General features: G+C 73.1%; 15 protein-coding genes. 7 read left to right on the top strand and 8 right to left on the bottom strand.

The window, feature by feature from the left end:
* The 3 genes from ACFWFR_RS12170 to ACFWFR_RS12160 form a co-directional block, all read left to right on the top strand.
* Nucleotides 1-1,031, top strand: a 1,031-nt coding sequence (locus ACFWFR_RS12170) for a FecCD family ABC transporter permease (RefSeq protein WP_377623136.1), incomplete at its 5' end; no start/stop codon positions are given.
* Nucleotides 1,028-2,107 (top strand): FecCD family ABC transporter permease, encoded by a 1,080-nt coding sequence (locus ACFWFR_RS12165; protein WP_377623135.1) that lies wholly within the window; start codon nt 1,028-1,030, stop codon nt 2,105-2,107. The genes ACFWFR_RS12170 and ACFWFR_RS12165, both read left to right, overlap by 4 nt.
* A gap of 2 nt (nt 2,108-2,109) precedes the next feature.
* Entirely contained in the window at nt 2,110-2,985 is an 876-nt protein-coding gene (locus tag ACFWFR_RS12160) for an ABC transporter ATP-binding protein (protein WP_377623134.1), read from the top strand.
* Nucleotides 2,986-3,119: 134 nt separating this feature from the next.
* Here ACFWFR_RS12160 and ACFWFR_RS12155 read toward each other — a convergent pair whose 3' ends face one another.
* From ACFWFR_RS12155 to ACFWFR_RS12130, 6 genes are all read right to left on the bottom strand, one after another.
* Complete coding sequence (locus tag ACFWFR_RS12155) at nt 3,120-3,281, bottom strand: hypothetical protein (RefSeq protein WP_191804218.1); 162 nt, start codon at nt 3,279-3,281, stop codon at nt 3,120-3,122.
* Nucleotides 3,282-3,496: 215 nt separating this feature from the next.
* Complete coding sequence (locus tag ACFWFR_RS12150; RefSeq protein ID WP_377623133.1) at nt 3,497-4,168, bottom strand: DsbA family protein; 672 nt, start codon at nt 4,166-4,168, stop codon at nt 3,497-3,499.
* Between the two features lie 134 nt (nt 4,169-4,302).
* A complete protein-coding gene (locus ACFWFR_RS12145; RefSeq protein WP_225220413.1) occupies nt 4,303-4,911 on the bottom strand; it encodes a DinB family protein in 609 nt (202 codons plus the stop codon).
* Between the two features lie 167 nt (nt 4,912-5,078).
* The gene (locus tag ACFWFR_RS12140) at nt 5,079-5,339 is read right to left on the bottom strand and encodes a metal-sensitive transcriptional regulator (RefSeq protein ID WP_056652920.1); all 261 of its coding nucleotides are present in this window, start codon (nt 5,337-5,339) and stop codon (nt 5,079-5,081) included.
* An 11-nt stretch (nt 5,340-5,350) separates the two neighbouring features.
* Nucleotides 5,351-5,818, bottom strand: a complete 468-nt coding sequence (locus ACFWFR_RS12135) for a hypothetical protein (protein ID WP_377623132.1) — start codon at nt 5,816-5,818, stop codon at nt 5,351-5,353.
* The gene (locus tag ACFWFR_RS12130; protein WP_377623131.1) at nt 5,815-6,000 is read right to left on the bottom strand and encodes a hypothetical protein; all 186 of its coding nucleotides are present in this window, start codon (nt 5,998-6,000) and stop codon (nt 5,815-5,817) included. Before ACFWFR_RS12130 ends, ACFWFR_RS12135 begins: the two co-directional genes overlap by 4 nt.
* 74 nt (nt 6,001-6,074) lie before the next feature.
* Here ACFWFR_RS12130 and ACFWFR_RS12125 point away from each other — a divergent pair, with 74 nt between their 5' ends.
* Nucleotides 6,075-7,931: an FAD-dependent oxidoreductase gene (locus ACFWFR_RS12125; RefSeq protein WP_377623130.1), complete on the top strand. Its 1,857-nt coding sequence runs from the start codon at nt 6,075-6,077 to the stop codon at nt 7,929-7,931.
* 279 nt (nt 7,932-8,210) lie between these two features.
* Here the strand turns inward: ACFWFR_RS12125 and ACFWFR_RS12120 are convergent, their stop codons facing one another.
* Entirely contained in the window at nt 8,211-8,405 is a 195-nt protein-coding gene (locus tag ACFWFR_RS12120; protein WP_056652938.1) for a hypothetical protein, read from the bottom strand.
* A gap of 166 nt (nt 8,406-8,571) precedes the next feature.
* Between ACFWFR_RS12120 and ACFWFR_RS12115 the strand changes: the two genes are divergently transcribed.
* The gene (locus ACFWFR_RS12115; protein ID WP_377623129.1) at nt 8,572-9,192 is read left to right on the top strand and encodes a histidine phosphatase family protein; all 621 of its coding nucleotides are present in this window, start codon (nt 8,572-8,574) and stop codon (nt 9,190-9,192) included.
* An 18-nt stretch (nt 9,193-9,210) separates the two neighbouring features.
* Nucleotides 9,211-9,741 (top strand): PH domain-containing protein, encoded by a 531-nt coding sequence (locus ACFWFR_RS12110; protein WP_377618547.1) that lies wholly within the window; start codon nt 9,211-9,213, stop codon nt 9,739-9,741.
* Between the two features lie 21 nt (nt 9,742-9,762).
* On the opposite strand, the gene ACFWFR_RS12105 is transcribed toward ACFWFR_RS12110, so the two are convergent.
* A complete protein-coding gene (locus ACFWFR_RS12105) occupies nt 9,763-10,458 on the bottom strand; it encodes an MOSC domain-containing protein (protein WP_191804233.1) in 696 nt (231 codons plus the stop codon).
* Nucleotides 10,459-10,554: 96 nt separating this feature from the next.
* Between ACFWFR_RS12105 and ACFWFR_RS12100 the strand changes: the two genes are divergently transcribed.
* The gene (locus ACFWFR_RS12100) at nt 10,555-12,108 is read left to right on the top strand and encodes an APC family permease (RefSeq protein WP_377623128.1); all 1,554 of its coding nucleotides are present in this window, start codon (nt 10,555-10,557) and stop codon (nt 12,106-12,108) included.
* Nucleotides 12,109-12,128 lie beyond the last annotated feature (20 nt).

Genomic DNA, 12,128 nt, shown 5'->3' with positions numbered 1-12,128 from the left:
GCACGGGCCGGGCGACCTCTCGTCGCCCGGCCCGTCGTCGGCGTCTCGTCATCGGACTCGCCACCTTGCTCGTCGCGCTGGTCGCGGTGTGCGCGCTGAGCCTCGCGGTCGGGGCCAACGCCCTGCCCCTGAGCGTCGTCGTGGACGCCCTCACGAGCTACGACCCGACCAACCCCGACCACCTCGTGGTGGTCGAGAAGCGCGTGCCCCGCACGCTCGTGGGCCTGGTCGCGGGGGCTGCGCTTGGCGCCGCAGGCACCCTGATGCAGGGCCTGACGCGCAACCCGCTCGCCGACCCGGGCCTGCTCGGCATCAGCGCGGGAGCCTCGCTCTTCGTGGTCGGCGCGATCTCGTTCTTCGGCGTCTCGCAGGTCGGCGGCTACGTGTGGTTCGCGTTCGCCGGCGCGGCGGTCGCGGCGGCCGTGGTCTACGGCGTCGCGAGCGTCGGTCGCGAGGGTGCGACGCCCGTCAAGCTCGCGCTCGCCGGAGCGGCCGTGACGGCGGCGCTGACGTCGGTCGTCACCGCGGTCCTCCTGGTCGACCGCGCGGCGCTCGACCTCATGCGCTTCTGGCAGGTCGGCTCGCTCGCGGCCCGCGGCTCGACGGTCGTGTGGCAGGTGCTGCCGTTCGTCGTCGTGGGCCTCGTGCTGGCCCTCGGGCTCGGGCGATCGCTCAACGGCCTGGCCCTGGGCGACGACGTCGCCCGCGGGCTCGGCCAGGACGTGACCCGCACGCGCGTCGTCGCGGGCATCGCGATCGTCCTGCTGTGCGGGGCCGCGACCGCGGCCGTCGGCCCCGTGGCGTTCGTGGGGCTCGTCGTCCCGCACGTGGCGCGCTACGTCGTCGGGCTGGACTACCGGTGGGTGCTGCCCTACGCGGCCGTCGCGGCGCCCGTGCTGCTCATCGGGTGCGACGTGATCGGCCGCGTCGTGGCCCGGCCGGGCGAGCTCCAGGTCGGTGTGGTCACGGCCGTCGTGGGGGCTCCCCTGTTCATCGCGCTGGTCCGGCGCGGGAAGACGGTGTCGCTGTGAGCGCCCCGGTCACCGTCCCGCACGGCGTGCCCGACGGCGCCGATCGCCCGGGCGTCGACGTCGCCCGGGCCTCGCGTCACCGCGGGCGGGTGCGCGAGACGCGCCTGGTCACGGGCCTGTCGGTCGCGCTCGTGGTGCTCGCGGCGGTCGGGCTGACGCTGGGTGACGCGGCCGTCCCGCTGTCCGGCATCCTCGACACGGTCCTGGGCCGTGCCGACGTCCTCACGCAGTTCGTGGTCGTCGAGCTGCGTCTGCCCCGCCTCCTGACGGCGCTGGTCGTGGGGGCCGCGCTCGGGCTGTCGGGCGCGCTGTTCCAGTCGATCGTGCGCAACCCGCTCGCGAGCCCCGACATCATCGGGATCACGCAGAGCGCGAGCGCTGCGGGCGTCGTGGGCGTCGTGGTCCTGGGGATCAGCGGGCTCGCGCTCACGGGTCTGGTGCTCGCCGGGTCGCTCGTCGCGGCCGTCGCGATCTACCTGCTCGCGTGGCGCGGCGGCGTGGCCGGGTACCGGCTCGTCCTGATCGGGATCGGCGTCGCGGCCCTGTGCATGAGCGTGGTCTCGTGGGTCCTCACGACGAGCGACGTGCGCGACGCGCAGGCCGCGCTCGTGTGGATCACGGGCTCGCTCGCCCGCTCCGACTGGTCGACGCTCAACCCGCTGCTCGTCTGCTTCGCGGTGCTCGTGCCGCTCACGGCCTTCCTGGCCCCGCGGCTGCGCTCGCTCGAGCTGGGCGACGATGCCGCGGCCGCGCTCGGCATCCGCGTGGAGCGCTCCCGGCTCCTGCTGATCCTCGTGGCCGTGGGGCTCGCGGGCTCGGCCGTCGCGGTCGTGGGCCCCGTCGCGTTCGTCGCGCTCGTCGCGGCCCCCATCGCCAGACGCACCCTGGGCGACGGCCGGCTCGCGCTCGTGCCCGCGGCGCTCGTGGGCGCGCTGCTCGTGCTCGGCTCCGACCTCGTCGCACAGTTCGCGATCCCCGACGTGACGCTGCCCGTGGGCGTCGTCACGGGGATCGTCGGCGCCCCCTACCTGCTGTGGCTGCTCGTGCGCACCAACCGTTCCGGACGCGGAGGCTGAGAATGACCGACCACCCCGAGACCCCCGGGGGCGCGCCCGAGGCGAGCGACGCCGTCGGGCACCGTGCCGACGCGCGCACCGCCGGGACGCACACGCTCGCAGCCGACCACGTGTCGCTCGCGTACGACGAGCGACGCGTCGTCGAGGACCTGAGCCTGACGATCGCGGCCGGGAAGATCACGTCGATCGTCGGCTCCAACGGGTGCGGCAAGTCGACGCTGCTGCGCGGCCTCGCGCGCCTGCTCAAGCCCGTGGGCGGGGCCGTCCTGCTCGACGGCGAGGACATCCGCACGCTGCCCACCAAGCAGGTCGCGACCACGCTGGGCCTGCTGCCGCAGAGCCCCGTGGCCCCCGACGGCATCACGGTCGCCGACCTCGTGGGCCGCGGCCGCTACCCCCACCAGGGCTGGTTCCGGCGCTGGACCGCGGGCGACGACGAGGCCGTGGCCGACGCGCTCGCCTCGACCGGCACGCTCGACCTGGCCGAGCGGTCCGTCGACGAGCTCTCGGGCGGGCAGCGGCAGCGCGTGTGGATCGCGATGGCGCTCGCGCAGCGCACCGACCTGCTGCTGCTCGACGAGCCGACGACGTTCCTCGACATCGCGCACCAGATCGACGTGCTGGACCTGCTCGTGGACCTCAACGAGTCGCGCGGCACCACGGTCGTCATGGTGCTGCACGACCTCGACATGGCGTGCCGCTACTCCGACCGCCTGGTCGCGATGCGCGACGGCCGGGTCCACGCCGAGGGCGCGCCGGGCGACGTCGTCGACGCCCGGATGGTGCGCGAGGTGTTCGGCCTGGACTCGCTCGTCGTGCCCGACCCGATCACGGGGACGCCGACCCTCGTGCCGATGGGGCGCCACCACCGGGGCTGAGCCTGCGTCCCGTCGACGGCCCTGCCGAGAACGTCGACGGCCCTGCCGAGAACGGGGTTGCGGTCGATCTGAGCCTCAGGACGACCACAACCCCGTTCTCGAGCGCACGGAACCCCGTGCTCGGCGGACGGGGGTCACTCCGGGAGAGCGCACACCCCGTCGACGCACACCGCGGCGTCGTCGTTGCCGATCATCGTGAACGGCGCGGCGGCCTCGGCGGCCGAGACCGTCATGAGGGTCGTGCGACGCGGGTTCGCGATCGAGTGGAAAGGGCTGTCCTGAGTGGTGTCAGTCATGGGATCTCCTGAAGTCACGTGCTGCGATGCTCGTGGCGGGTGGGCGGGCATCGTCTCGAGGGGAGGACGGATGCACTGCCACCGAGGACCAGCGACGCTGCGGGTTTCCCGACAGTCTGGCTGATACTCGGTCGCATTTGCTACCGCTCCTCCTGTGATCTCGGTCGCATTCCACGTGGTAGGTGGGTGCGTCCCGAGGAGGACGGAGCGGACGGTCAGGCCACGGACTCCGCGGCGTCCGCGACGACCTGGTCGAGGACCTGCGTGAAGACGGCCGGGTCCTGCGCGCCCGAGACCCCGTACTTTCCGTTGAACACGTAGAACGGGACGCCGCTGATGCCGTAGGCGCGAGCCTGCGCGATGTCCTGCTCGACGGCGTCCTCGAAGTCACCGTTCTCGAGGGCCGTGCGGACCTCGTCGGCGTCCAGGCCGACCTCTGCGGCGAGCTCCGCCAGGTCGTCGACACGGCCGACGTGGCGACCCTGCTCGAAGTACGCCTTGAGGAGGCGCTCCTTCATCTCGACCTGCTTGCCGCGGGACTTCGCGAAGTGCAGCAGCTCGTGCGCCTTGAGGGTCTTGGTGTGCTGGAGGGCGTCGAAGTCGTACGCGAGCCCCTCCGCCGCCGCGACGGTCGTCATCTGTCCGAGCATCTGCTCGACCTGGCCAGCGGGCATGCCCTTGTGCTTGGCCAGGAAGTCGACCTCGGTGCCCTCGAAGTCGACCGGGGTGTCCGGTGCGAGCTCGAACGAGTGATACTCGATCTCCACCTCGGGGGCGTCGTCGCGGCCCGAGAACCCGGCCAGCGCCGTCTCGAAGCGGCGCTTGCCGACGTAGCACCAGGGGCACGCCACGTCGGACCAGATGTCGACCTTCACCTTTTCGCTCATGACGGGTTTCAACGACCGGGACGTCCTGGGGATTCCCCGGGACGGTGTGATCCTGCCGACGGACGCCTCTGCGCGGGCCGAGCCGGTGGGCCGTCGGCGTGCCGGCCGGGCAGCCAGGCGGCAAGCCGACCGGCTCAGCCCGCGTGCCGCGCCCGGTAGAGGTCCTGCAGCACCATGATCTCGGCGCCGTGGTGGATGAGCTCGCGGTTCATGTGGAGCACGAGGTGGCCGAACGGCGCCTGCGCGTCGATCTCGGTCGCCTGGCCGAGCCCGACCGTGAAGACCTGGTCCTCGGGGAGCGAGTCGACGCCGTCGCGCCACAGGTCCACCCAGCGCGTCAGACCCGTGATCGCGGGATCCACCTCACCCGAGAACGCGACGGCGTCCCGCCGGGCGATCCTGTCGCCGAACGTCCACTCCCACCGCTCGAAGAACGCCTCGGTGAGGTGCGCGACGAGCCAGGCGATGGTCCGCGGCTGGGGCGAGTCGGAGCCCTCGGGCCACTCCATGACCCACTCACCGACCCCGAGCGTGCGGGGCGTGCGCTCGTCGCCGCGCCGCACGACGCGCAGCGCGTCGGGCCCGGGCTCCCACTCGAACTCCTCCTGCTCGAGGGTCACGAGCCGTCCCAGGACCTCGAGCCACGAGAAGCCGAGCTGGCCGCGCACCATGGCGAGCGGGGTCGGGACGGTCAGCACGGACCAGTCGAAGGCGGGGCTGCCGTAGGTCGCGTCGTCGCTCATGCGTGGCTCCTGGGTGCGGGGTCGGGGTTCGCTCGTGCCCGACGGCGCCGCGCGCCCGGGCGTCCTGCTCTCCTCCGCGATCATCCCCCGGGGCCCGGGTGGTCCGCCTGCGGGAGCGGCGGTCGGCCGGCGGCGCGCGCCCGCCGCCGGCCACCAGGCCACTCGGCCTACGTGAGGGACAGGAAGAGCTTCTCGAGCTTCTGGACGTCGGCCGGGCCGTTCTCGTCGTCCGTGAGGCACTGCTTCATGCCCGACGCGATGATCGCGAACCCTGCGCGGTCGAGCGCCTTGGACACCGCGGAGAGCTGCATCACGAGGTCGGCGCAGTCGCCGCCCTCGTCGACCATCCGCACGACCGCGGCGAGCTGCCCCTGGGCGCGCTTGAGCCGGTTCGAGACCTTCTTCATCTCGTCCTTGTCGAGCTCCATGACTCTTCCTCTCATCGCACGCACGCGTCGCGCGTGCTGCTCGTGCGCTGCACCAGCCCGAACAGGACAACAGCCAGCGCGGGCAGCGCCATCCCGACCTGGTGCGGCGCCTGGCCCACCAGGAACGCCGCCGCGAGGACGGTGCCTCCCGAGACGGCCGCGCACGGCGAGCACCCGAGGGTATCCCGCCATGACTCGCCCCGGGCCGGGACGTAGCTCGCGAGCGTGAGGCCACCGACGACGGCGACCACCGCGAGCAGGGCGACCCACCCGGGCGTGGCCGCGGGCGTCCACCCGCCGCCCGCCTGCACGAGCAGCCAGAGCAGACCGGGCGCGAGGGCGGCGCCGACCACGAGCCGGCGCCTCCCCCACACCTGCCGCCGGACCTGCACCGCGACCGGCCCTGCGGTCGCGTCGGCGCTCACGCCGGGCAGGTGCCGTCCGGGTGCCGTCGCCGCATCGACGAGGGGCTCGGTCACGACCTGTTCGACCCGAACAGCCTCGCGAGGAACGAGCCCCGGGGCGTGCCCTGGGACGGCTCGGCCGCGTGCCCCTCGCACCGGTCCTTGCGCGGGACGCCCCGCATGACGTCGTCGACGTGCTGGCCGCAGCCGGCCCACGTCGTCTTGCCGCACTTCTTGCAGGTCACAGCTCTGCACATGGTGATCCTCCTGATCGGGTTGATGATCAATATACCCCCCGGGGTATAGTCGTCCCGAACCCCAGGAGGAAAGCATGAAGATCGTCATCGTCGGAGGTGTCGCGGCAGGCATGTCCGCGGCCACCCGTCTGCGCCGTCTCTCGGAGGACGCCCAGATCGTCGTCCTCGAGGCCGGCGAGCACGTCTCGTTCGCCAACTGCGGTCTGCCGTACTACGCGGGCGGAGTCATCGAGGAGCGCGACGCGCTCCTCCTCCAGACCCCCGAGTCGCTCGCGGCCCGCTTCCGGATCGACGTCCGCGTCCGCCACCGCGTGACCGGGGTCGACGCCGCCGCCCGCACCGTCTCGGTCCGCGACCTGACCACGGGCCTGGACCACGTCGAGACCTACGACCGCCTCGTCCTGAGCCCCGGCGCGCGCCCGATCGTCCCGCCCGCGCCCGGCATGGAGCGCGCTCTCGTGCTGCGCGACGTGTCCGACGTCGACCGGATCGTCGCCGCGATCGAGGGCCGCGCGAGCGACGGCGCCCTCGGAGCCGGCGACGAGCTGTCCGGCGCAGCCGAACCGTCCGGCCACTCCGCGCCCCCGACCGAGCCCCACCGCGCCCCGGCTCGCTCGGCCGTCGTGATCGGCGGCGGGTTCGTCGGGGTCGAGGTCGCCGAGAACCTCGTCCACCGCGGCCTGGCCGTGACGCTCGTCGAGCTCTCCGACCAGGTCCTGGCCCCGCTCGACCCCGAGATGGCGATCCGCGTCCGGCAGGAGCTCGAGGCTCACGGCGTCGACGTCCGCACGTCCACACAGGTCAGCGCGCTCGGCCCCGACACGGCCGAGCTCGCGTCCGCGGACGGCGCGCCTCGTGGCGAGGTTCCTGCCGACCTCGTGGTCGCCGCGATCGGTGTCCGTCCCGACGTCGAGCTCGCGGTCCTCGCGGGCGCGCGGGTCGGTCCCCGCGGAGGCATCCTGGTCGACGAGGACCTGCGCACCTCGGTCCCCGACGTGTTCGCGGTGGGTGACGCAGCGACCAAGCGCGACGCGCTCGCCGAGACCGACGAGCCCACGCTCGTCCCGCTCGCGAACCTCGCCAACCGGCACGGCCGCCACGTCGCCGACGTGATCCTCGGTCGCCGCACCGGCATGCGCGCCTCGGTGGGCACGGCCGTCGTCGGGGTGTTCGGCCTCACGGCAGCGGCCGTGGGACGCAACGAGAAGCGCCTGCGCGCCGAGGGCCGCCCCTACCGCGCGATCCACACGCACCCCGCCCAGCACGCCGGCTACTACCCGGGGGCGAGCCAGATGGCCCTCAAGCTGCTGGTCGACCCCGAGACCGACCTGATCCTGGGCGCCCAGGGCGTCGGGCGCGACGGCGTCGACAAGCGCATCGACGTCCTCGCCACGGCCATCGCGGGCGGCCTCACCGCCTCCGACCTGGCCGACCTCGAGCTCGCGTACGCCCCGGCGTACGGCTCGGCCAAGGACCCCGTCAACATGCTCGGCTACGTCGCCGACAACCTGCGCGCGGGCGAGACCCGCAGCATCCAGTGGCACGAGCTCGACGACCTCGTCGCCCAGGGGGCGACCCTGGTCGACGTCCGCACACCGGGCGAGCACGCGCGCGGGACCGTCGAGGCCGCGGGCCGCGCAGGCGACGACGAGCCCGGTGACGACCGTGCCGGTACGGGCACGCTGCCTGCCGTCAACGTGCCGCTCGACGAGCTGCGCGCACGGGCCGCGGCCGAGATCCCGACCGGGGCACCCGTCGTCGTGCACTGCCAGGTGGGGCAGCGCGGGCACACCGCCGCGCGCCTCCTGAGCCAGCTCGGCTACGACGTGCGCAACCTCGACGGCGGGTACCTCACGTGGCGCGACGGCACGCTCGCACGCCGGGTGAGCGACGCAGCCGAGGCCGAGGAGCTCGCGGGCGCCCGGGCCTGACCCGGCCGGCGGCGGTGCCGGGGCTGCCTACGATGGTCGGGTCCCCGCACCCGCTGCCGGCCGCGCCGCACGGCGCGGCACTCGCGGCCCGTGCGCCAGCAACCCCGGCAGGAGCACCATGCCCGTCCGTCCCCGCACCGTCCTGCTCGTCTCGGTGGGCGTCGCCGTCGTCCTGCTCGCCTCGCTCGTGGTCTTCCTGTCGATCGTGGGCCTCGACGGCGTCGCCTGAGCCGGGCGCCGTCGCGGCTCTCGCCCGACGGCGGCGGTCGGTCGGACCGGTCAGACCACCTCGTGCGCCCCGGACCAGGACGCCACGGTGCGCTGGTCGGACGTCTGGAGCGTGAAGGACGTCAGCGGCAGGTTCCCGCTGCGCTTGCGTGACCGGACGACGTCGAGCGCCGCCTCGTCGCTCTCGGCCTCGAACGGTTCGCCTCGCAGCGCAGCGGTGACCGTCAGGATCGAGTAGGTAGTCATGACGGTCGAGCCTAGAGGTACCGACCGGTATCCGACGACCCCCGACTCCGTCACACCCCCGCCCACCCCGCACCGTGCCCGGGGCGCGGCGACCGCCTTGCGGGTGCTGCGCCGTCGGGCCTGAGAGATGCTCTGAGGACCACGTCCCGACCGCCCGGAGGCCCTCATGCCCGACCCCCAGCTCGTGCTCCTGCGGCACGGCGAGACAGAGTGGAGCCTGACGGGGCAGCACACCGGGACGAGCGACATCCCCCTGACCCCGCACGGCGAGGAGCAGGCCCGCGGCGCCGGGGCGTTCCTCGCGGGGCGCACGTTCGCGCTCGCCCTGCGCAGCCCCCTGCTGCGCGCCCGGCGGACGGCCGAGCTCGCCGGGTTCCCCGACGCGGTCGCCGACCCGAACCTCGCCGAGTGGGACTACGGCCCCGTCGAGGGACGCACGGCCGACGACGTGAGCCGCGAGCTCGGGCGCGACTGGCTCATCTTCCGGGACGGGGTGCACGTCGTCCCGGGCGGGCAGGGAACGGTGGGCGCACGGCCCGGCGAGACGCTCGACGACGTCGCCGAGCGTGCGCGGGCCGTCGTCCGGCGCGCCGAACCGGTGCTGCGCGACGGCGGCGACGTGCTGCTCGTCGCGCACGGGCACCTGCTGCGCGTGCTCGCGGCCGTGTGGATCGAGCTGGGCCCCGCGACCGCGGCGCGGTTCGAGCTCGGGACGGCGAGCGTGAGCCTGCTGGGCCACGGGCACGGCCTGCACACCATGGAGGGCTGGAACCTGCCGACGGCGTGAAGTGGCACGATGCTCCCCATGAGCGTCAACAAGAACCTCGCCGAGGGCGAGACCGTCGTCATGGAGCTGCGGACCCACCCCAAGGCCCTGTTCCTGCCGATCCTCGTCCTGATCCTGATCGTGGCCGCCGCGACGGCCATCCTCTGGTTCTCGCCCGAGCACCCCGTGGTCCTCTGGGGCACGCTCGGCGTCGCCGCGGTCGCGGCGGTGGTCTGGGTCGTGGTGCCGCACCTGCGGTGGCTGACCACGAACTACACCGTGACGACCAAGCGCCTCTCGACCCGCTCGGGCATCATCACGCGCACGGGCCGCGACATCCCGCTCTACCGCATCAACGACGTCACGTACGAGAAGGACCTGGTCGACCGCATGTTCGGCTGCGGGACGCTCATCATCTCGGACGCGACCGCCAAGCCGGGCATGACGCTGCCCGACGTCCCGCGCGTCGAGGAGGTCCAGGTCCGGCTCCACGAGCTGCTGTTCGCAGCCGACGACGGCTCGGACGACGGCGAGTGGCCCCCGAGCGAGCCGACGCGCCCGACGCGCTGAGCCACCCGGGCTCCCGACGGGTCAGCGGACGGCACGCTCGGTCCGCTCCCGCATCTCGGCCGACAGCCGGATCTCGCCCTCTGCCTCGGACGCCAGGAGCCGCCGCGCGACCTCGACCGTCGTCCCGGCGACGCGCGACCCGAACCAGTCGGCGATCGTCACGCCGTGCGAGGGCCGGAACACGACCTCGACCGCGTCACCGGCCCGCACCTCCCCCGTCGTCACGACGCGCAGGTACGCGCCCGTCCGGTTGGCGTCCGTGAACCGCTTGACCCAGCGGTCCTCGCCCAGGCGCCGCGCGAACGTCGAGCACGGGGTCCGCGGCTGCGTGACCTCGAGCACCGCGGTCCCGACCTGCCAGCGCTCGCCGATCAGCGCCCCGCTCGCCGCGACGCCGCGCGTGCGGAAGTTCTCGCCGAACAGCCCGGGAGCGACCTCGTAGCCGAGCTCGGCCGACCAGTGGTCCGCGTCCTCCTGCGAGTACGCGTACACGGCCTGCTCCTCGCCGCCGTGGTGCGCACGGTCGGCCTGGACGTCGGCGTACAGCCCCAGGGGACGGACCTTGACGGGCCCCTCGACGGGTCGCTTGTCGATCGCGGTCACACCGACCGCGCCCGCGTCGGGCAGCAGCACGTGCACGCGGCACACGGCGAGGAGCTCGCCGGTCGCGCCGAGCGGCGCGCCGGGACGGGTGGGGTCCGGGGTGGCGGTGGTCATCGGAGGATTCTCCCAGGTCTGCCCGCCGCGTGGACAGCTCGCGCCACCGTCGGGCCCCACCGCGCGTGATGCCCACCCGGCCGACAGACTGGAGCGATGGCCAAAGGTGTTCTGCGACTCAAGTCCGTCGAGGAGTCCCTCGCGTCGCTCGACGACCCGGAACGCTCGCTCAAGCGGGACCTCAACGCCTGGGACCTCGCGGTCATGGGCGTCGCGGTCGCGGTCGGGGCGGGCATCTTCTCGGTGGGCGCCACGGCGGCGGCGAACTTCGCCGGGCCCTCCGTCATCATCTCGTTCGTCATCGCCTCGATCGTGTGCGCGCTGGCCGTCATGTGCTACGCCGAGTTCGCCTCGGCGCTGCCCATCGCGGGCTCGGCCTACACGTTCTCCTACGCGACCATGGGCGAGCTCGTCGCGTGGATCATCGGCTGGGACCTCATCCTGGAGATGCTGCTCGCGGCGGCCGTGATCGCGAAGTTCTGGGGCATCTACCTCTCCGACGCGTTCTCGCTGTTCGGCGTGGACCTGCCGCTGAGCATCCCGATCGGCCCGGTCGACCTCGAGTGGGGGCCCGTGTTCATCGTCGGCGTCTTCACGACGCTCCTCGCGATCGGCACCAAGCTCAGCAGCCGCATCAACAGCGTGTTCACGGTCATCAAGGTCGCGATCACGCTGTTCGTGATCGTCGTCGGCTTCTTCTACGTCAAGGCCGAGAACTACACGCCGTTCATCCCGCCGTCGCAGCCCGCACCCGAGAAGACGGCGCTCGAGCAGCCCCTGTTCGGGTTCCTCACGGGCCTCGAGCCCACGACCTACGGCGTCATGGGCCTGCTCGCGGGCGCGGCCCTCGTCTTCTTCGCGTTCATCGGGTTCGACGTCGTCGCGACCACGGCCGAGGAGGCCAAGAACCCGCAGAAGACCATCCCCAAGGGCATCCTCAGCGGACTCGCGGTCGTCACGGTGCTGTACATCCTGGTGACGCTCGTGGTCACGGGCATGGTCCCGTACACGGACCTCGCGGCCTCGGACGACCCCTCGCTGACCACGGCCTTCATCCTGGTGGGCGCGGACTGGGCGGGGCGCGTCATCTCGGTGGGCATCCTCATCGGCCTGACGACGGTGATCATGGTCCTGCTGCTGGGACTCACGCGCGTCATGTTCTCGATGAGCCGCGACGGCCTGCTGCCGCGCGGCGTCTCCAAGACCTCCCACCGCTTCCACACCCCGGTCCGGCTCCAGGTCGGGGCGGGCATCGTGGTCGCGCTCATCGCGGGGCTCGCGCAGGTCGAGCTGCTCGAGGAGATGATCAACATCGGGACGTTGTCGGCGTTCGTGCTCGTGAGCTTCGGCATCCCGATCCTGCGCCGCTCGCGCCCCGACATCGCGCGCGGCTTCCGCGTCCCGTGGTCGCCCGTGCTGCCCATCTTCTCGGGCGTCGCGTGCCTGTGGCTCATGACGAACCTGACGACGCTCACGTGGCTGCGGTTCCTCGTGTGGGTCGTGATCGGGCTCGTGATCTACGCGTCGTTCGGGTACCGGAACTCGCTCCTGTCCAAGCGCAACGTCGCGGCGCGCGAGGCCGAGGAGGCCGCCGCTGCGGGTGGGCCGGGAGGACCGGGGGCGCTGGACGACCCTGCTCCGCCTGCCTGACCGTCCCGTGCACGACGGCG

The organism is Oerskovia sp. NPDC060287 (assembly GCF_042726775.1).
In the GTDB taxonomy this organism is placed as follows: Bacteria; Actinomycetota; Actinomycetes; order Actinomycetales; family Cellulomonadaceae; genus Oerskovia; species Oerskovia merdavium.
The sequence above is the reverse complement of the archived record's forward strand: the minus strand, read 5'-3'. Positions and strand labels throughout refer to the sequence as shown.

What these genes read in the sequence shown, in the direction of transcription:
- ACFWFR_RS12160 (WP_377623134.1), top strand. Translation starts at nt 2,110, where the DNA reads ATGACCGACCACCCCGAGACCCCCGGGGGCGCGCCCGAGGCGAGCGAC.
- ACFWFR_RS12145 (WP_225220413.1), bottom strand. Translation starts at nt 4,911, where the DNA reads ATGAGCGACGACGCGACCTACGGCAGCCCCGCCTTCGACTGGTCCGTG.
- ACFWFR_RS12100 (WP_377623128.1), top strand. Translation starts at nt 10,555, where the DNA reads ATGGCCAAAGGTGTTCTGCGACTCAAGTCCGTCGAGGAGTCCCTCGCG.
- ACFWFR_RS12105 (WP_191804233.1), bottom strand. Translation starts at nt 10,458, where the DNA reads ATGACCACCGCCACCCCGGACCCCACCCGTCCCGGCGCGCCGCTCGGC.
- ACFWFR_RS12115 (WP_377623129.1), top strand. Translation starts at nt 8,572, where the DNA reads ATGCCCGACCCCCAGCTCGTGCTCCTGCGGCACGGCGAGACAGAGTGG.
- ACFWFR_RS12150 (WP_377623133.1), bottom strand. Translation starts at nt 4,168, where the DNA reads ATGAGCGAAAAGGTGAAGGTCGACATCTGGTCCGACGTGGCGTGCCCC.
- ACFWFR_RS12130 (WP_377623131.1), bottom strand. Translation starts at nt 6,000, where the DNA reads ATGTGCAGAGCTGTGACCTGCAAGAAGTGCGGCAAGACGACGTGGGCC.
- ACFWFR_RS12120 (WP_056652938.1), bottom strand. Translation starts at nt 8,405, where the DNA reads ATGACTACCTACTCGATCCTGACGGTCACCGCTGCGCTGCGAGGCGAA.
- ACFWFR_RS12125 (WP_377623130.1), top strand. Translation starts at nt 6,075, where the DNA reads ATGAAGATCGTCATCGTCGGAGGTGTCGCGGCAGGCATGTCCGCGGCC.
- ACFWFR_RS12140 (WP_056652920.1), bottom strand. Translation starts at nt 5,339, where the DNA reads ATGGAGCTCGACAAGGACGAGATGAAGAAGGTCTCGAACCGGCTCAAG.
- ACFWFR_RS12155 (WP_191804218.1), bottom strand. Translation starts at nt 3,281, where the DNA reads ATGACTGACACCACTCAGGACAGCCCTTTCCACTCGATCGCGAACCCG.
- ACFWFR_RS12110 (WP_377618547.1), top strand. Translation starts at nt 9,211, where the DNA reads ATGAGCGTCAACAAGAACCTCGCCGAGGGCGAGACCGTCGTCATGGAG.